Here is an 18,327-nt window from a genome sequence, read left to right as displayed (position 1 = left end):
GCGCACGGCACGGCAGGGCGGCAGGCCCCCGCACTCCCGGCACCGCTACAAGAGGAGAGACTGTGCCCACTGTGCCCCCGGCCTCGAAGGCTGCTCGAGAGACCGCGGTCGATGTGACCGCGCTCCTGGAGCGCGGCCGGACCCTGGCCACACCGGTACTGCGGGCGGCCTGCGACCGCCTCGCACCTCCCATGGACACCGTCGCCGCCTACCACTTCGGCTGGATCGACGCCGAGGGCAACCCCACCGCGGGCGACGGCGGCAAGGCCGTACGGCCCGCCCTCGCCGTGCTCTCCGCCGAGGTCACCGGGGCCGCCCCGGAGACCGGCGTGCCCGGCGCCGTGGCGGTCGAACTCGTTCACAACTTCTCCCTGCTGCACGACGACCTGATGGACGGCGACGAGCAGCGCCGGCACCGCGACACCGTCTGGAAGGTGCACGGCCCCGCCCAGGCGATCCTTGTCGGCGACGCCCTGTTCGCCCTCGGCAACGAGGTCCTGCTGGAACTCGGCACGGTCGAGGCGGGCCGCGCCACCCGCCGGCTGACCACCGCCACCCGCGCCCTGATCGACGGCCAGGCCCAGGACATCTCCTACGAGCACCGCGACCGCGTCAGCGTCGAGGAGTGCCTGGAGATGGAGGGCAACAAGACCGGCGCCCTGCTGGCCTGCGCCAGCTCCATCGGAGCCGTGCTCGGCGGCGCCGACGACCGCACCGCCGACACCCTGGAGCGGTACGGCTACCACCTCGGGCTGGCCTTCCAGGCCGTCGACGACCTCCTCGGCATCTGGGGCGACCCGGAGTCCACCGGCAAGCAGACCTGGAGCGATCTGCGCCAGCGCAAGAAGTCCCTGCCGGTGGTCGCCGCGCTCGCCGCGGGCGGCCGCGCCTCCGAGCGGCTCGGCGAGATCCTCGCCGCCGACGCCAAGAGCAGCGACTTCGAGAACTTCTCCGAGGAGGAGTTCGCCGCCCGCGCCGCTCTGATCGAGGAGGCGGGCGGCCGCGCGTGGACCGCCGACGAGGCCCGCCGCCAGCACACCATCGCCCTGGAAGCCCTGGACGCCGTCGACATGCCCGGCCGGGTGCGGGAGCAGTTCGCGGCGCTCGCCGACTTCGTCGTCGTACGAAAGAGATGATCATTATCGGTCGAAGAACCCTCGCGTAGTCGCCGGCCGGTGCCCCGCACACCAGCGCACCGGCCGACGGCGGACCCACAGCAGCACGACTTGCACGACTGCACGAAGGGGAAGCCATGACAGCGACGACCGACGGAAGCACCGGGGCCCTGCAGCCCCGAGTGCCCTCGGCCAGCGAAACCGACATCACCACCACCGAGGCGGCCGCAGTGCAAGAGGCCGCCGCCCGCGCGGTCCACCGCGCCACCGACTTCCTGCTGGCCCGACAGGACGCCCAGGGCTGGTGGAAGGGCGACCTCGAGACCAACGTCACGATGGACGCCGAAGACCTCCTGCTGCGCCAGTTCCTCGGCATCCGTGACGAAGCCACGACGCGCGCCGCCGCCCTGTTCATCCGCGGCGAGCAGCGGGGGGACGGCGCCTGGGCCACCTTCTACGGCGGGCCCGGCGAACTCTCCGCCACCATCGAGGCGTACGTCGCCCTGCGGCTGGACGGAGACGACCCCGAGGCGCCCCACATGGCGCGGGCCTCCGCCTGGGTCCGCGAGCGCGGCGGGATCGCCGCCGCCCGGGTCTTCACCCGTATCTGGCTCGCTCTGTTCGGCTGGTGGAAGTGGGAGGACCTGCCCGAACTCCCGCCGGAGCTGCTCTACTTCCCCAAGTGGTTCCCGCTCAACATCTACAACTTCGGCTGCTGGGCACGGCAGACCATCGTGCCGCTCACCGTGGTCTCCGCCAAGCGCCCGGTGCGCCCGGCGCCCTTCCCTCTCGACGAACTGCACACCGACCCCGCGCGCCCCAACCCGCCGCAGCCGCTCGCCCCGGCCACCTCCTGGGACGGACTGTTCCAGCGCCTCGACAAGGTGGTCCGCGGCTACCGTCCCGTCGCCCTGCGCTCGCTGCGCCGCTCCGCGCTGGGCAGCGCAGGCCGCTGGATCATCGAGCGCCAGGAGAACGACGGCTGCTGGGGCGGCATCCAGCCGCCCGCCGTGTACTCGGTGATCGCCCTCCACCTGCTCGGCTACGACCTCGAACACCCCGTGATGCGCGCGGGCATCGAGTCCCTCGACCGGTACGCCGTGTGGCGCGAGGACGGGGCCCGGATGATCGAGGCCTGCCAGTCCCCGGTGTGGGACACCTGCCTCGCCGTCATCGCCCTCGCCGACGCGGGCCTGCCCGCCGACCACCCGCAGCTTGTCAAGGCGGCCGACTGGATGCTCGGCGAGCAGGTCGTACGGCCCGGCGACTGGTCCCTCAAGCGGCCCGGACTGCCGCCCGGCGGCTGGGCGTTCGAGTTCCACAACGACAACTACCCTGACACCGACGACACCGCCGAGGTCGTCCTGGCCCTCCGCCGGGTGCGCCACCACGACCCGGAGCGGGTGGACAAGGCCGTCTCGCGCGGCGTGCGCTGGAACCTCGGCATGCAGTCCAGGGAGGGCGCCTGGGGCGCCTTCGACGTCGACAACACCTCCAAGTTCCCCAACCGGCTGCCGTTCTGCGACTTCGGCGAGGTCATCGACCCGCCGTCCGCCGACGTCACCGCGCACGTCGTGGAGATGCTCGCCGCCGAGGGGCTGTCCCACGACCCGCGCACCCGGCGCGGCATCCAGTGGCTGCTGGCCGAACAGGAGCCGGAGGGTCCGTGGTTCGGCCGCTGGGGCGTGAACTACCTCTACGGCACCGGGTCCGTGGTGCCCGCTCTGACCGCCGCCGGACTCCCCGCCGCGCACCCGGCGATCCGGCGCGCGGTGACCTGGCTGGAGTCGGTGCAGAACGACGACGGCGGCTGGGGCGAGGACCTGCGCTCCTACAGACATACCAGGGAATGGTCCGGCCGCGGCGCCTCCACCGCCTCTCAGACCGGCTGGGCGCTGCTCGCCCTGCTGGCGGCGGGGGAGAAGGACTCCAAGGCCGTCGAGCGGGCCGTGGCCTGGCTCACGGCGACCCAGCGGGAGGACGGCTCCTGGGACGAGCCCTACTTCACCGGCACCGGCTTCCCCTGGGACTTCTCCATCAACTACCACCTCTACCGCCAGGTCTTCCCGCTCACCGCGCTCGGCCGCTATCTGCACGGGGATCCCTTCACCAAGACGTCCCGCACCGAGGTCGAGGGGGGCTGATGAGCACGCAGCCCGCCCCGGCGCCGCTGCTGATCGCCTGCGCGCTCGGCATCGAGCACCTCGCCCTGCGCATGAGCGACCACAGCGGCGCAGGCGGGCCGGTCACCGTGCTGCGCACCGGCATGGGGCCGAAAGCGGCCGAACGGTCGGTGACCCGGGCGCTGGCCGACCCGGTGCTCACCGACGCCGTCGTGCTCGCCACCGGCTTCTGCGCCGGGCTCGCGCCCGGGATGCACCCCGGCGACCTCGTCGTCGCCGAGGAGACCCGGGACCCGCGCGGCCGGGTGCCGTGCGTCGGCACCGAACTGCTGGTCAAGGAGCTGACCCGCGCCCTGCCGGGCCGCACCGTCCACACCGGGCCGCTCACCGGCTCCGACCACGTGGTCCGCGGCCATGAGCGGGCCGATCTGCTCGCCACGGGCGCGATCGCCGTCGACATGGAGTCCGCGGCGACCCTGCTGACCGCCGTGCGCGCCGGGATGCGCCCGGTTGCGGCCGTACGGGTGGTGGTGGACGCTCCAGAACATGAACTTGTCCGGATCGGAACGGTGCGCGGTGGAATATCTGCCTTCCGCGTCCTTCGCTCCGTACTTCCCGCTTTCTTCGAATGGCACCGTTCTTTGCTGCTCCCCCGGAGGTGAGCCAGATGGCCATGCCGCTGCGTCAGTCCGTCAAAGTCGCCACATATTTGGCCGAGCAGAAGATCCGTAGGCGCGACAAGTTCCCCCTCATCGTCGAACTGGAGCCGCTGTTCGCCTGCAACCTCAAATGCGAGGGCTGCGGCAAGATCCAGCATCCTGCTGGAGTGCTGAAGCAGCGCATGCCCGTCGCCCAGGCGGTCGGCGCCGTGCTGGAGTCCGGTGCCCCGATGGTGTCCATCGCCGGCGGCGAGCCCCTGATGCATCCTCAGATCGACGAGATCGTCCGCCAGTTGGTGGCCAAGCGCAAATACGTCTTCCTCTGCACCAACGCCATGCTGCTGCGCAAGAAGATGGACAAGTTCAAGCCGTCGCCCTATTTCGCCTTCGCGGTGCACATCGACGGGCTGCGTGAGCGGCACGACGAGTCCGTCGCCAAGGAAGGCGTGTTCGACGAGGCGGTGGAGGCCATCAAGGAGGCCAAGCGGCGCGGTTTCCGGGTGACCACCAACTCGACCTTCTTCAACACGGACACGCCGCAGACCGTCGTCGAGGTGCTCAACTTCCTCAACGACGAGCTGAAGGTGGACGAGATGATGATCTCGCCCGCCTACGCCTACGAGAAGGCCCCCGACCAGGAGCACTTCCTGGGCGTGGCGCAGACCCGCGAGCTGTTCAAGAAAGCCTTCTCCGGCGGCAACCGGGGGCGCTGGCGCCTCAACCACTCCCCGCTGTTCCTCGACTTCCTCGAGGGCAAGGTGGACTTCCCGTGCACCGCCTGGGCGATCCCCAACTACTCCCTGTTCGGCTGGCAGCGGCCCTGCTACCTGATGAGCGACGGCTATGTGCCGACGTACCGCGAACTCATCGAGGACACCGACTGGGACAAGTACGGCCGCGGCAAGGACCCGCGCTGCGCCAACTGCATGGCGCACTGCGGCTACGAGCCCACCGCCGTGCTCGCCACCATGGGCTCCCTCAAGGAGTCCCTGCGGGCCATGCGCGAGACCGTCGGCGGAAACCGTGAGTGACGCGATGACGACGGTTCCCCTCGGCATGCCCGAGGTCCCGCCCCGGCCGCTCGCCGAACGGCGCGTGTCACGGCGTATCGACGTCGGGTCCGTGCCGGTCGGCGGCGGCGCGCCGGTGTCGGTGCAGTCGATGACCACCACCCGCACCTCCGACATCGGCTCCACCCTTCAGCAGATCGCCGAACTGACCGCGTCGGGCTGCCAGATCGTGCGGGTGGCGTGTCCCACCCAGGACGATGCGGACGCGCTTGCGGCGATCGCGTCCAAGTCGCAGATCCCGGTGATCGCGGACATCCACTTCCAGCCGAAGTACGTGTTCGCCGCGATCGAGGCGGGGTGCGCGGCGGTGCGGGTGAACCCGGGCAACATCAAGAAGTTCGACGACCAGGTCCGGGAGATCGCGAAGGCGGCGAAGGACCACGGCACGCCGATCCGGATCGGGGTGAACGCGGGCTCGCTGGACCGTCGGCTGCTGCAGAAGTACGGCAAGGCCACCCCGGAGGCGCTGGTGGAGTCGGCGCTGTGGGAGGCGTCGCTGTTCGAGGAGCACGACTTCCGGGACATCAAGATCTCGGTGAAGCACAACGACCCGGTCGTGATGATCGAGGCCTACCGGCAGCTGGCGGCGCAGTGCGAGTACCCGCTGCATCTGGGGGTGACGGAGGCGGGTCCGGCGTTCCAGGGCACGGTGAAGTCGGCGGTCGCCTTCGGCGCGCTGCTGTCGCGGGGGATCGGTGACACGATCCGGGTGTCGCTGTCGGCGCCGCCGGTGGAGGAGGTCAAGGTCGGCAACCAGATCCTGGAGTCGCTGGGCCTGAGGCCGCGTCGGCTGGAGATCGTGTCGTGTCCGTCGTGCGGGCGGGCGCAGGTGGATGTGTACAAGCTGGCGGAGGAGGTCACGGCGGGGCTGACGGGTATGGAGGTGCCGCTGCGGGTGGCCGTGATGGGCTGTGTGGTCAACGGTCCCGGCGAGGCGCGGGAGGCCGACCTGGGTGTGGCCTCCGGCAACGGCAAGGGGCAGATCTTCGTCAAGGGCGAGGTCATCAAGACCGTCCCGGAGTCGAAGATCGTCGAGACCCTGATCGAGGAGGCCATGAAACTGGCCGAGCAGATGGAGCAGGACGGCACCGGGTCCGCAGAACCCGCCGTCACCGTGAGCTGAACAGCACGGACCGAGAGGGGGCCGAGCGTGAGCATTCTCGAGAACATCCGGGGACCACGCGACCTGAAGGCGCTGTCCGAGGCGGAACTCGGTGAACTGTCGGAAGAGATCCGGGAGTTCCTGGTGCATGCGGTCACCAGAACCGGAGGACACCTCGGACCCAATCTGGGCGTGGTGGAGCTGACCATCGCGCTCCACCGGGTGTTCGAGTCACCCGTCGACCGCATCCTCTGGGACACCGGCCACCAGAGCTATGTGCACAAGATGCTGACGGGCCGTCAGGACTTCTCCAAGCTGCGCCACAAGGGCGGCCTCTCCGGCTACCCCTCGCGCGAGGAGTCCGAGCACGACGTCATCGAGAACAGCCACGCCTCCACCGCGCTCGGCTGGGCCGACGGCCTCGCCAAGGCCCACCGGGTGCAGGGCGAGAAGGGCCATGTGGTCGCGGTCGTCGGTGACGGCGCGCTGACCGGCGGCATGGCCTGGGAGGCGCTCAACAACATCGCGGCCGCCAAGGACCGGCCGCTGATCATCGTCGTCAACGACAACGAGCGCTCCTACGCGCCCACCATCGGCGGCCTCGCCAACCACCTCGCGACCCTGCGCACCACCGACAGCTACGAGAGGGTGCTCGCCTGGGGCAAGGACGTCCTGCTGCGCACCCCGATCGTCGGCGCCACGGTCTACGAGTCCCTGCACGGCGCCAAGAAGGGCTTCAAGGACGCCTTCGCGCCCCAGGGCATGTTCGAGGACCTGGGCCTGAAGTACGTCGGCCCGATCGACGGCCACGACATCAGGGCGGTGGAGTCCGCGCTGCGCCGCGCCAAACGCTTCCACGGCCCGGTCCTGGTGCACTGCCTCACCGAGAAGGGCCGCGGCTACGAGCCCGCCCTCGCCCACGAGGAGGACCACTTCCACACCGTCGGCGCGATGGACCCGCTCACCTGCGAGCCGCTCACGCCCTCCGGCCCCCCGTCCTGGACCGAGGTGTTCGGCGACGAGATGCTCGCCATCGGCGAGGAACGCGACGACGTCGTCGCCATCACCGCGGCCATGCTGCACCCCGTGGGCCTGACCAAGTTCGCCGAGCGGTTCCCCGACCGGGTGTGGGACGTCGGCATCGCCGAGCAGCACGCGGTGGTCTCCGCGGCGGGCCTCGCCACCGGTGGACTGCACCCGGTCGTCGCCGTCTACGCCACCTTCCTCAACCGCGCCTTCGACCAGCTCCTGATGGACGTCGCCCTGCACCGCTGCGGGGTCACCTTCGTCCTCGACCGGGCCGGGGTCACCGGCGCCGACGGGCCGTCCCACAACGGCATGTGGGACATGTCGATCCTCCAGGTCGTGCCCGGCCTCAGGATCGCCGCCCCGCGTGACGCCGCCCAGCTCCGCGCCCAGCTCCGCGAGGCGGTCGCCGTCGACGACGCGCCCACGCTGGTGCGCTTCCCCAAGGAGTCCGTCGGACCCGACATCCCGGCCGTGGCGCACGCCGGCGGCGTCGACGTGCTGCACCGGGCCCCCGGTGCGGACGTCCTGCTGGTCGCCGTCGGGGTGATGGCACCGGTCTGCCTCCAGGCCGCCGAACTGCTGGAGGCCCGCGGCATCGCCTGCACGGTGGCCGACCCGCGCTGGGTCAAGCCCGTCGACCCCGCCCTGCCCGGCCTCGCCGCCGAGCACCGGCTGGTCGCCGTCGTCGAGGACAACAGCCGCTCTGCCGGGGTGGGCGCCGCGGTGGCGCTGGCTCTGGGCGACGCCGAAGTGGACGTGCCGGTACGGCGGTTCGGCATCCCGGAGCAGTTCCTCGCGCACGCCAAGCGCGGTGAGGTGCTCGCCGACATCGGACTCACGCCCGTCGAGATCGCCGGCCGGATCAGCGCCAGCCTAGTGCCCCGGCAGGCAACGTTCGCCCCGTCGCGACGCCCGGCACGCACTCTCGCCGCACCGGCCGAAAGCCCAAGTACGTCCAGTACGAGGGCTTCCGGCCGGCACGCCGAGAGCACGCACCGGACGCCGCTCCTTGACGGGCAAACGTTGCCTGCCGGGGCACTCGCCGTCAAGGAGGCCGAGGAGACACTGGCGGTGAAGGAGGCCGAGGAGACCTTCGCCGTACGGGACGCCGAGCAGGCGCGCGCCGCCCGTGAGGCGCCGGTCGCCGAACCCGCCGTACCGCCGCCACCGCCACTTCCGCCGGAGCGGGACGAGGCGGACGGCGCAGCCGGGGGAAAGCCCGAATGACCGGGGAACGATCCGAATGACCGAGGAGAAACCCGAATGACCGAGGAGTTCGACCTCGGCGCCCTCCTCGCCGAGCGCGGCGCGGAGCGCTACGAGCTGCACGCCAAGTACCTCAACCACCAGCTCCCGCGCATGCTGCACACCATCGGCTTCGACAAGGTCTACGAGCGCGCCGAAGGCGCCCACTTCTGGGACGCCGACGGCAACGACTACCTGGACATGCTCGCCGGGTTCGGGGTGATGGGCCTCGGCCGCCACCACCCCGTCGTCCGCAAGGCGCTGCACGACGTCCTCGACGCCCAGCTCGCCGACCTCACCCGCTTCGACTGCCAGCCGCTGCCCGGCCTCCTCGCCGAACGGCTTCTGGCACAGAGCCCGCACCTGGACCGGGTGTTCTTCGGCAACAGCGGCACCGAGGCCGTCGAAGGGGCCCTGAAGTTCGCCCGGTACGCCACCGGGCGGCCCAGGATCCTCTACTGCGAGCACGCCTTCCACGGTCTGACCACCGGCTCGCTCTCCGTCAACGGCGAGGCTGGCTTCCGGGACGGCTTCGCGCCCCTGCTGCCCGACACGGCCGTCCCGCTCGGCGATCTCGACACCCTCGCCCGCGAGTTGAAGAAGGGCGACGTCGCCGCACTGATCGTCGAGCCCGTCCAGGGCAAGGGCGTCCACGAGGCACCGCCCGGCTATCTGCGCGCCGCGCAGGAGCTGCTGCACCGGCACAAGGCGCTGCTGATCGCCGACGAGGTGCAGACCGGCCTCGGCCGCACCGGCGACTTCTACGCCTACCAGCACGAGGACGGTGTGGAACCCGATCTGGTCTGTGTGGCCAAGGCGCTCTCCGGCGGCTATGTGCCGGTCGGCGCCACCCTCGGCAAGGACTGGATCTTCAAGAAGGTCTACTCGTCGATGGACCGGGTGCTCGTCCACTCCGCGAGCTTCGGGTCCAACGCCCAGGCGATGGCGGCCGGTCTCGCCGTGCTGTCCGTCATGGAGAACGAGCAGATCGTTGCCAACGCCCGCGCCATGGGGGAGCTGCTGAAGTCCCGGCTCGCCGCGCTGACCGACAAGTACGAGCTGCTCGCCGACGTCCGCGGCCGGGGCCTGATGATCGGCATCGAGTTCGGCAGGCCCAGGTCGCTCGGGCTGCGCAGCCGCTGGACCATGCTCCAGACCGCCCGCAAGGGACTGTTCGCGCAGATGGTCGTCGTACCGCTGCTCCAGCGCCACCGGATCCTCACCCAGGTCTCCGGCGACCATCTGGAGGTGATCAAGCTGATCCCGCCGCTGGTCCTCGACGAGGCCGACGTGGACCGGTTCGTCGACGCCTTCAGCGAGGTCATGGACGACGCCCACGGCGGCGGCGGACTGATGTGGGACTTCGGCAAGACACTGATCAAGCAGGCGGTGGCCAACCGTTAGGCGACCGGGGCGGGAACACCGGGGGACAGAAGGCCCAGGCGTCCGGGACGGAAGGCCCGGGTGGGCGGGACGAAGGGCCCAGAGACAAACGGCGAAGATCGGGTTTGCCTCTGTGGCAATAAATTTGCCACAGAGGCAAACCTTCGGCTGAATGGAGGGCATGAGCCCTTCCGAAGCCGAGCTTGATCGCTCGGCGGGGCCGGTCGACGACGACCTGCCCGCCGTCGCGCCTCAGCTGCGCGCCCTGCGCCGCCGTGCCTTTCTGACCCTGGAGGCCGCGGCCAGAGCCGCCGGACTGTCGCCCGCCCACCTCTCCCGACTGGAGACGGGGCAGCGTCAGCCCTCCTTGCCCATGCTGCTCGCGCTCGCTCGTATCTACGGTACGACGGTCTCCGAACTGCTCGGTGAGCGGGTCCCCGACCGCGACGCCGTGGTGCGCTCCGCCTCCATGGAGCCCACCGCGGCAGGCGGCTGGAGCTACTGGCAGGCCGGCGCCCCCGGCCGCGGGATGCAGGCGCTGCGCGTCCATGTCCCGTACGGCTCACAGGGCGACATCGTGCGCGTGCATCCCGGCGAGGAGTGGCTGTACGTCATCGAGGGGCAGCTGGTGCTGCGCCTCGGCGACGCCACGCACCGTCTCGACCCGGGCGACAGCGCGCACTTCGACTCGCTCACCCCGCACCGTCTCGCCGCCGCAGATCGAGGCGGCGTCGACCTGCTGTTCGTGCACACCCTCTTGCAGAGTCCCGCCGCCGCCCTGTGTCTGGGCCCCCACACCGGAGAGATGCCATGAGCAACATGGAGGAGAAGTTCCCCCGTGCCCTGTGGATCCGCCTGATCATCTACATCGCCGTCGGCCATCTCTTCGCGGCTTTCATCTATCTGCTGTTCTCGGTGGGCGCCAAGTAGCCCACCGGGAAACCGCGGTGACCGGACGAAAGAACCGGTCAGGAACCGGCGCCGGTCGATTCCTAGTCGAGCAGCCGGTCCCGCAGCCGTTCCCGGACCTGCGGGGTGACCCCGAGCCCCCGTTCCAGATAGGTGTCGACGCCGCCCCAGGTCTCCTCGGCGGTCTCCAGCGCCGCCGTCAGATATTCGGCCCGTGCGTCGAACAGCGGGCTGATCAGCTCCATGACCTCGGGGGAGTACGCCGAGTCGACGCTGCCGTTGCGGTGCACCTTGTAGCGGCGGTGCTTGGCGTTGGACTCCAGATAGTCGGTGAAGATCGCCTCGCGCTCCACGCCCAGCGCGAGCAGCGTGACGGCTATCGACATGCCCGCGCGGTCCTTGCCGGCCGCGCAGTGCATCAGCGCCGGGACGCTGTCCTCGGCGAGCGCCGCCAGCACCTGTGCGTGCTCCGCGGTGCGGTCGGTGACGATCGCCCGGTAGGAGGCGATCATCCGGCCCGCCGCCTTGCCCTCGCCGAGCAGGGTGCGCAACTGGTCGAGGTCGCCGTCGCGGATCATCTTCCAGAACTCGGCGCCGTCCGCCGGGTCGCTCAGCGGCAGGTTCACATTGCGCACCCCGGGCAGGTCGACGTCCGGGCCCTCCAGCCTGCGGTCGGCGGCATTACGGAAGTCGAAGATCGTGTGCAGCCCCAGCGAGGCCAGGAATACGGTGTCCTCGTCCGTCGCGTGTGCGAGATGACCGCTGCGGAACAGCACCCCCTGCCGCACCCGGCGGCCGTCCACGGTCGGCAGGCCCCCCACGTCACGGAAATTGCGCACACCGGCCAGTTCTGGTTCGGTCGACGGGACCTGCTGCGTCACGGAGGCTCCTCTCATCGGCTCCACCGGTGCTCGGCGGGTGGACCGGCGGATGCGACTTCGACGATACGGCACGGTTTCCCTGGGCAATGAGCTGTCCACAGGCAGGGGCAAACGAGTTCCCGCGAGTTTTCCACAGACGTTGCTTCGCTGCTCGCCGCCCTTGAGCATGGATCATGTGGGAGTCTGAGCGGGCTTGTCGGGAACTGTGGAGGCGCAGTGCTGGAGATCGCCGGAAACGGACGTACGTGGCTGCTGACGGGGCCCAAGAGCGGCTACGCCGTCCACCTCACGGACGACGACGTACTCCTGCATCTGCACTGGGGTCCCAGAATCACCCTCGCCGACGCCGAGTCCCTCATCGAGGGCATTCTCCCTCCTTACCGCCCCTTCGAGTCCGCTCTCGACGGCCGTGAGGAGTACCCGGTCGAGGGCGGCGCCCGCTTCGTACGGCCCGCCCTGTCCGTGCGCTCCGCCGAACGACGCGGCACCGAATGGCGATTCGAGACCTACGAGCATGATGCGCCTGACGCGCACGACGGGTCCGAGGGCGACGAACTGCGGCTGCGCTTCAGGGACGACGGCCTGACGATCGTCCTGCACTACCGGATGCGTGACGACGTGGTCGAGCGCTGGGTGACCCTCGGCAACGAGGGCGCGGAGCCACTGGAGCTGCTGCGCGCCGACCCGGCCACCTGGACCCTGCCCGAGCGTGAGGGCTGGCGGCTGTCCCAACTCCACGGCCGCTGGGCCGCCGAGTCCCGGCTCGCGAGTGCGCCGCTCACCTACGGCGACAAGGTCATCGGCAGCCGCCGGGGCCACACCGGGCACCAGCATCTGCCCTGGGTCGCGCTCGACACCGGCGCCACCGAGGAGTTCGGCGAGGTCTACGGCTGCGCGCTGGGCTGGTCCGGTTCCTGGCGTATCGCGGTCGCCCAACTCCCCGACGCGCGCGTACAGATCACCGGCGGCGCCGGGTACGACGACTCGGGGCTGCTGTTGCTCGCGCCGGGCGAGTCGTACACCACGCCCGTCTTCGCGGGCCTGTGGAGCGGCGCCGGTTTCGGCGGGGCCAGCCGCGCCTGGCACGCCTATCAGCGCGCGTACGTCATTCCGGATGCCGAGCGGGACCGGCCGGTGCTGTTCAACTCCTGGGAGGCCACGCACTTCGACATCACCGAGGAGCAGCAGAGCGTGCTCGCCCGGCGGGCCGCCGCGATCGGGGTCGAGCTGTTCGTGGTGGACGACGGCTGGTTCGGCTCGCGCACCTGTGACCGCGCCGGGCTCGGCGACTGGCGTCCCAACCCCGACCGCTTCCCGGGCGGCCTCAAGCCCCTCGCCGATTATGTGCACGCCCTCGGAATGCAGTTCGGTATCTGGGTCGAGCCCGAGATGGTCAACGCGGACAGCGACCTCTACCGGGCGCACCCCGACTGGGTGCAGTACCAGCCGGGGCGCAAGCGCACGGAGTTCCGCAACCAACTGGTGCTGAACCTCGCCCGCGAGGATGTCCAGGAATATCTCTGGGAGCAGTTGGACGACCTGCTCGCGTCCACTCCCGTCGACTATGTGAAGTGGGACTTCAACCGCTGCTTCACCGACGCCGGCTGGCCGGGCGAGCCGTATCCGCAGCGGCTGTGGGTCGACCATGTCCGCGCCTTCTACGGCCTTCTCGACCGGCTCAGGTCCGCCTATCCGGACGTGGCCTTCGAGTCCTGCTCGGGCGGTGGCGGCCGGATCGACCTCGGTGTGATGAGCCGTACGGACCAGGTGTGGACCTCGGACAACACCGACCCGCTCGACCGGTTGGAGATCCAGCACGGCTTCAGCCAGATCCACCCGGCCCGGGTGATGGCCGCCTGGGTCACCGACAGCCCGAACATCCAGCTCAACCATCGCTCCAGCAGTCTGCGTTTCCGGTTCGTCAGCGCCATGGCCGGAGTGCTCGGAATCGGCGGGCACCTCAGCGACTGGAGCGAGGAGGAGCTGGCCGAGGCGCGCGGCTGGGTGGAGCTGTACAAGGAGATCCGGCCCGTGGTGCAGCGCGGCGACCAGTACCGGCTGCGGCCGCCGGACGGCGGGCTGAGCGCGGTGCAGTACTCGCTCGGCGACGAGACGGTCCTCCTCGCCTGCCTCCAGGCCCAGCACTACGGCGAACCCGTTCCGTCGCTGCGGCTGCGCGGACTTGACCCGACAGCGGCGTACGAATGCCGCGAAACGGGCGAAGTTCACCGGGGCGCGGTGCTGCAGCATCACGGTCTGCGCACCGGGCTGAGCGGCGACCTGGACGCAACAGTCCTGCGGCTGCGGCGAATCTGAGGCTTCTGTCCTAATTAGGGCATTAGCTCACCTTCATTTGCTTTAGATTGTCTTCGTTGGACTTCGCTGCCGTTCCAATGCTTTCATTGTCCTTCATTCCAACTCGGCCAGGAATGGGGGGCGGTGGAGAAGGGGCGGGTGAGGAGGCTCATATCCGTGACGGTGAGTCGTCCGTCATGTTCACGTAATTCATAAGGTTTTCCTTGGGAATTGCCAGGAGAAATCGGGGCGGAATTCACGGAGGGTGACCGTGAATTCCGGGAAAAGATCAAGGGAAACGCGTATCCCGGGAACCACCGGCTTGTTGATTCGCGTCCTGGTCGCCTACGTTCGCCATCAATCCGGACGGACCGCCGAATCCTGCCACCGACCGGACTCCGCACACACTCACCCGCGTACGGCAGGAGCGGGGGACCCACAGGTACGACTGCCTGGTCCGGTCTCCGGCACAGGCTCGGGGTGAAGCCGTGACCCTTCGTCATGGCCGGGCAGCTCCAGCCCGAACCCGACAGCTCACCTCGCAGGCGCCGGAGAGGAATTCGCCATGCCCGCGAAGGGTAAGCACCGCCGCCCCAAGTCCCAGCGCTTCACCCGCTCCATAGCCGTCGCCGGAACCGGCGGCGCGGCGCTGGCCCTGCCGCTCATCGGCGCCGGGGGCGCGCACGCCGCGACCCCGCAGTCGGCCGTCCAGTCGGCCACGCAGTCCGTCTCGCAGTCGGTCGCGCAGACGGCTCCGGCACAGACCGTCCAGGCCGCGCCGGTCGCCGCGCACCAGGCCGGACGGGCGTCCGACGCGAAGAGCACGCGGACGAAGATCTACACCGTCCACACCGGCGACTACCTCGCGAAGATCGCCGCCGAGCACCGGGTCCGCGGCGGCTGGCACCGCCTCTACCGGGACAACCGCGAGGCCGTGGGCGGCAACCCCTCCCTGATCCACCCCGGTCTGAAGCTCACCCTCGGGCGCCATGCCACGGCCGCCACCGCCGAGTCGAAGCCGACGCCGTCGTCCGCACAGTCCGCACAGTCCGCGCCGTCCGCGCCGTCTGCCTCCGCCGGCACCGCGACCGCCACGAATGCCTCCGCCCCCACGGGCTCCGGTTTCACGCTGCCGGTCGTCGGCGGCACCGTCGGTACGTCGTACCACGTCGCGGGCAGCATGTGGTCCAGCGGTTACCACACCGGCGTCGACTTCGTGGTCCCAACCGGTACCTCCCTCAAGGCTGTCGGCGCGGGCACCGTCGTCTCGGCAGGCTGGGGCGGCGCGTACGGCAACCAGGTCGTGATCCGGCTCGCCGACGGCCACTACGCGCAGTACGCGCACCTGTCCCAGCTGTCCGTCTCCGCCGGTCAGTCCGTGACGACGGGTCAGCAGGTCGGTCTCTCGGGTGCGACCGGCAATGTGACGGGCCCGCACCTGCACTTCGAGATCCGTACCACCCCCGACTACGGCTCGGACATCGACCCGGTCGCCTGGCTCCGCGAGCACGGCGTAGCCGTCGGCTGACACCCGCCCGCCGCACACCCCCGCAATCCGCCGAAGGCCGGACCACGATCCCCGGGTCCGGTCTTCGGTCTGCCCGGGCGCCGGACCGGCACCGGCCGGGCACCTCCGGGCTCCGGGCCTGCCGAGCCGACAACACCCCAGGTAGAACAGGTATTCCGGGTTGGCAAACGCTTTACGAGTGGCCTTTGTCACCGCCCGTCAAGCCTTGCCTACGGTCGCGTAGGTCACATCGAAGGGTGAATCATGGCCGCTTGTGGCAGACGATTCGAAGAGTGACAACAGATCAGTGATCGGGTCGTACGTGGCGGTGGGGGACAGCTTCACCGAGGGAGTGGGTGACCCCGGCCCCGACGGCCAGTTCGTCGGATGGGCCGACCGGTTCGCCGTACTGCTCGCCGACCAGCGGCCCGAAGGCGATTTCGATTACACCAGCCTTGCCGTACGCGGCAAGCTGCTCGACCAGATCGTGGAGGACCAGCTCCCGAGGGCCGTGGCGCTCGCACCGGACCTGGTCTCCTTCTGCGCGGGCGGCAACGACATCATCCGCCCGGGCAGCGACCCGGACGAAGTGGCCGAGCGCTTCGAGGCGGCGGTCGCCCAACTCACCGGGGTGGCCGGCACGGTCCTCGTGACCACCGGCTTCGACACCCGCGGCATCCCCGTGCTCAAGCATCTGCGGGGCAAGATCGCGACGTACAACGGGCATGTGAGGGCGATCGCCGACCGGTACGGCTGCCCGGTGCTCGACCTGTGGTCGCTGCGGTCGATCCAGGACCGCCGGGCCTGGGACGACGACCGGCTGCACCTCTCGGCGGAGGGCCACACCCGAGTTGCCCTGCGCGCCGGACAGCTGCTCGGCTACGACGTCCCGGCCGACCCGGAGCAGCCCTGGCCCGCGCTGCCGCCCCGCGGCACGCTGGAGATGCGGCGGGACAACGTGACCTGGGCGCGTGACTACCTGGTGCCGTGGATCGGCCGACGGCTGCGCGGGGAGTCCTCCGGCGACCATGTGACGGCGAAGGGCACAGTGTCGCCCGACGCCATCAAGATGCGGATCCGCTCGGTGGCTTAGGGCCTATCTGGCAGATCATGCCGGAGACGCGGGCGCCGGGACGACCGGACGACGGGCGGCCGTACCGACACGGGTACGGCCGCCCGCGCCGTGTGGCAGGTCAGGCGGACCGCCACTCGGGGCATGGCCATGACCACCCAGCGAAGTCCAAGACTTCTCCAAGGTTGGATGTTTCCGCAGGTCCAGGGCACAAGATCGGCGCTGCGGGCGTTATACGGCGTGGCGGACGGCCGGGACAGGACCCGGGTTGACCAGATCGTCCGACCATAATGGAAAGCCTGACCGACTCGACCAGGAGGCAATGTGACCGGTTTGGGTTCCCTGAGCTCCGGGCTCCGTTCGCTGCAGCCCGCGGCCTTCGGCGCGGACCCGAGCGGCGAGCGCATGGCCCGTATCCGCAGATCACCCCATTTCAAGGACGGCGTCTTCCAGAATCCCGAGGGCACCGCCCGGCCCCGGCCGTCGGGATCGATGCTGGACTTCGCCAAGATCTATTTCGACCGCGAGCTGCGGCCGCGCCGCGCCCCGCAGGACTCGATCCCCGTGCACCCCACCACCCTCGCCGACCTGGCCAGGCAGCCCGTCACGGGCCTGCGCCTGACCTGGATGGGCCACTCCAGCGTGCTCGCGGAGATCGACGGGCGGCGCGTGCTGTTCGACCCGGTCTGGGGCCAGCGCTGCTCCCCGTTCGCGTTCGTGGGGCCCAAGCGGCTGCACCCGGTCCCGCTGCCGCTGGCCGCGCTCGGCCCGGTCGACGTCGTGGTCATCTCGCACGACCACTACGACCACCTGGACATGCCCACGATCAAGGCGCTGGCCGGCACGGACACCGTGTTCGCCGTGCCGCTGGGCGTGGGCGCCCATCTGGAGCACTGGGGCGTCTCGGCAGGCCGGCTGCGCGAGCTGGACTGGCAGGAGTCGACGGAGATCGCCGGCCTCACCCTGACCGCCACCCCCGCCCGGCACTTCTGCGGGCGCGGGCTGCGCAACACCCAGCACACCCTGTGGGCCTCCTGGGCGGTCGCGGGTGAGGAGCACCGGATCTACCACAGCGGTGACACCGGCTACTTCAAGGGGTTCCAGGAGATCGGTGCCGCCCACGGCCCGTTCGACGCCACGATGATCCAGATCGGCGCGTACTCCGAGTTCTGGCCGGACATCCACATGACCCCCGAGGAGGGCATGCGCGCCCACCTCGACCTCCAGGGCGGGCAGCCGTCCGGAGTCATGCTGCCGATCCACTGGGGCACCTTCAATCTGGCCCCCCACCCCTGGGCCGAGCCCGGCGAGGGCACGGTCAGCGCGGCGGCCGCGGTCGGCGCGAGTGTCGCCCTGCCCCGCCCCGGCCAGCCGTTCGAGCCGACCGGCGACTTTGTCCCGGCCGAGCCCTGGTGGCGCGGTGTCTCCGTCGCCCCGGAGGGCGGCTGGCCCGCGGTGACGGGGCTGCCGCACGTGGTGACCGAGCTGGAGGGCGAGTCGGAGGTCCGGCGCACGGCCCGTGAGGCCGAGGCGGCCGACACGCCCGGTGACATATCCGGCCGCAAGGGCGCGGACAGCGGGGACCCGGAAGCCGTACCCGCGAGCTGACCGCGCGCCGCGCGAAAGCCGTTCAGGAGGGCCGGGGAGCGAACAGCTCCCCGGCCCTCGTCGTTGCGCGCCCGACCGGTTGCGACCAGGTCGGATCGTGTTCCGATCGGACTTTTTCGCGGGCCTCGACGGGAGAGTCGGTCGTGTGTACGGCGCCTCATACCAGAGTGGGACGCACGGCGCGGGACTTTGCCGACTGAGCGCCGCACATGATGCGTTGGCGACTACTGTGAGTGTCCGTCGAGTGACGCGCTCGACCGGCGCCGCGACGGCGCACGCCCTTCCCGCGTGCGCCTGGTGCTGTGACCGGAAAGGTTTGCCGGAAAGCC

The 18,327-nt window shown here is 70.3% G+C and carries 14 protein-coding genes and 1 riboswitch; of the genes, 13 read left to right on the top strand and 1 reads right to left on the bottom strand.

All coding sequences use genetic code 11. The features are described from left to right. Nucleotides 1-71: 71 nt before the first annotated feature. From ACSYGN_RS06115 to ACSYGN_RS06075, 9 genes are all read left to right on the top strand, one after another. A complete protein-coding gene (locus ACSYGN_RS06115) occupies nt 72-1,136 on the top strand; it encodes a polyprenyl synthetase family protein (RefSeq protein ID WP_460403252.1) in 1,065 nt (354 codons plus the stop codon). A 116-nt stretch (nt 1,137-1,252) separates the two neighbouring features. Beyond that, entirely contained in the window at nt 1,253-3,259 is a 2,007-nt protein-coding gene (gene shc, locus ACSYGN_RS06110) for a squalene--hopene cyclase (protein WP_460392618.1), read from the top strand. After that, the gene (locus tag ACSYGN_RS06105; RefSeq protein WP_460392616.1) at nt 3,259-3,900 is read left to right on the top strand and encodes a phosphorylase family protein; all 642 of its coding nucleotides are present in this window, start codon (nt 3,259-3,261) and stop codon (nt 3,898-3,900) included. The genes shc and ACSYGN_RS06105 overlap by 1 nt, the downstream gene beginning before the upstream one ends. 5 nt (nt 3,901-3,905) lie before the next feature. After that, nucleotides 3,906-4,928, top strand: a complete 1,023-nt coding sequence (gene hpnH, locus ACSYGN_RS06100; RefSeq protein WP_460392614.1) for an adenosyl-hopene transferase HpnH — start codon at nt 3,906-3,908, stop codon at nt 4,926-4,928. 4 nt (nt 4,929-4,932) lie between these two features. Continuing rightward, entirely contained in the window at nt 4,933-6,090 is a 1,158-nt protein-coding gene (ispG, locus tag ACSYGN_RS06095) for a flavodoxin-dependent (E)-4-hydroxy-3-methylbut-2-enyl-diphosphate synthase (protein WP_460392612.1), read from the top strand. Nucleotides 6,091-6,117: 27 nt separating this feature from the next. Then, on the top strand, nt 6,118-8,325 hold the full coding sequence (dxs, locus tag ACSYGN_RS06090) for a 1-deoxy-D-xylulose-5-phosphate synthase (protein ID WP_460392610.1): 2,208 nt from the start codon (nt 6,118-6,120) through the stop codon (nt 8,323-8,325). A 36-nt stretch (nt 8,326-8,361) separates the two neighbouring features. Beyond that, on the top strand, nt 8,362-9,747 hold the full coding sequence (locus ACSYGN_RS06085) for an aspartate aminotransferase family protein (protein ID WP_460392608.1): 1,386 nt from the start codon (nt 8,362-8,364) through the stop codon (nt 9,745-9,747). Nucleotides 9,748-9,907: 160 nt separating this feature from the next. Beyond that, a complete protein-coding gene (locus ACSYGN_RS06080; RefSeq protein ID WP_460392606.1) occupies nt 9,908-10,540 on the top strand; it encodes a helix-turn-helix domain-containing protein in 633 nt (210 codons plus the stop codon). Then, nucleotides 10,537-10,656, top strand: coding sequence for a DUF6126 family protein (locus ACSYGN_RS06075; RefSeq protein ID WP_360951234.1), 120 nt, complete (start codon nt 10,537-10,539; stop codon nt 10,654-10,656). Before ACSYGN_RS06080 ends, ACSYGN_RS06075 begins: the two co-directional genes overlap by 4 nt. Nucleotides 10,657-10,718: 62 nt before the next feature. On the opposite strand, the gene ACSYGN_RS06070 is transcribed toward ACSYGN_RS06075, so the two are convergent. Continuing rightward, nucleotides 10,719-11,516, bottom strand: coding sequence for a tyrosine-protein phosphatase (locus tag ACSYGN_RS06070; protein ID WP_460392604.1), 798 nt, complete (start codon nt 11,514-11,516; stop codon nt 10,719-10,721). A 216-nt stretch (nt 11,517-11,732) separates the two neighbouring features. Here ACSYGN_RS06070 and ACSYGN_RS06065 point away from each other — a divergent pair, with 216 nt between their 5' ends. From ACSYGN_RS06065 to ACSYGN_RS06050, 4 genes are all read left to right on the top strand, one after another. Further along, a complete protein-coding gene (locus ACSYGN_RS06065) occupies nt 11,733-13,832 on the top strand; it encodes an alpha-galactosidase (RefSeq protein ID WP_460392602.1) in 2,100 nt (699 codons plus the stop codon). A 374-nt stretch (nt 13,833-14,206) separates the two neighbouring features. Next, a riboswitch (cyclic di-AMP (ydaO/yuaA leader) is annotated at nt 14,207-14,372 on the top strand. 4 nt (nt 14,373-14,376) lie between these two features. Further along, nucleotides 14,377-15,339: a M23 family metallopeptidase gene (locus ACSYGN_RS06060; protein WP_460392600.1), complete on the top strand. Its 963-nt coding sequence runs from the start codon at nt 14,377-14,379 to the stop codon at nt 15,337-15,339. A 286-nt stretch (nt 15,340-15,625) separates the two neighbouring features. Next, on the top strand, nt 15,626-16,411 hold the full coding sequence (locus ACSYGN_RS06055) for an SGNH/GDSL hydrolase family protein (protein WP_460403250.1): 786 nt from the start codon (nt 15,626-15,628) through the stop codon (nt 16,409-16,411). 303 nt (nt 16,412-16,714) lie between these two features. Beyond that, the gene (locus ACSYGN_RS06050) at nt 16,715-17,998 is read left to right on the top strand and encodes an MBL fold metallo-hydrolase (RefSeq protein WP_460392598.1); all 1,284 of its coding nucleotides are present in this window, start codon (nt 16,715-16,717) and stop codon (nt 17,996-17,998) included. Nucleotides 17,999-18,327: the final 329 nt, after the last annotated feature.

Source organism: Streptomyces sp. YIM S03343, from assembly GCF_054729195.1.
The sequence above is the reverse complement of the archived record's forward strand: the minus strand, read 5'-3'. Positions and strand labels throughout refer to the sequence as shown.

What these genes read in the sequence shown, in the direction of transcription:
- shc (WP_460392618.1), top strand. Translation starts at nt 1,253, where the DNA reads ATGACAGCGACGACCGACGGAAGCACCGGGGCCCTGCAGCCCCGAGTG.
- ACSYGN_RS06060 (WP_460392600.1), top strand. Translation starts at nt 14,377, where the DNA reads ATGCCCGCGAAGGGTAAGCACCGCCGCCCCAAGTCCCAGCGCTTCACC.
- ACSYGN_RS06075 (WP_360951234.1), top strand. Translation starts at nt 10,537, where the DNA reads ATGAGCAACATGGAGGAGAAGTTCCCCCGTGCCCTGTGGATCCGCCTG.
- ACSYGN_RS06085 (WP_460392608.1), top strand. Translation starts at nt 8,362, where the DNA reads ATGACCGAGGAGTTCGACCTCGGCGCCCTCCTCGCCGAGCGCGGCGCG.
- ACSYGN_RS06080 (WP_460392606.1), top strand. Translation starts at nt 9,908, where the DNA reads ATGAGCCCTTCCGAAGCCGAGCTTGATCGCTCGGCGGGGCCGGTCGAC.
- hpnH (WP_460392614.1), top strand. Translation starts at nt 3,906, where the DNA reads ATGGCCATGCCGCTGCGTCAGTCCGTCAAAGTCGCCACATATTTGGCC.
- ACSYGN_RS06105 (WP_460392616.1), top strand. Translation starts at nt 3,259, where the DNA reads ATGAGCACGCAGCCCGCCCCGGCGCCGCTGCTGATCGCCTGCGCGCTC.
- ispG (WP_460392612.1), top strand. Translation starts at nt 4,933, where the DNA reads ATGACGACGGTTCCCCTCGGCATGCCCGAGGTCCCGCCCCGGCCGCTC.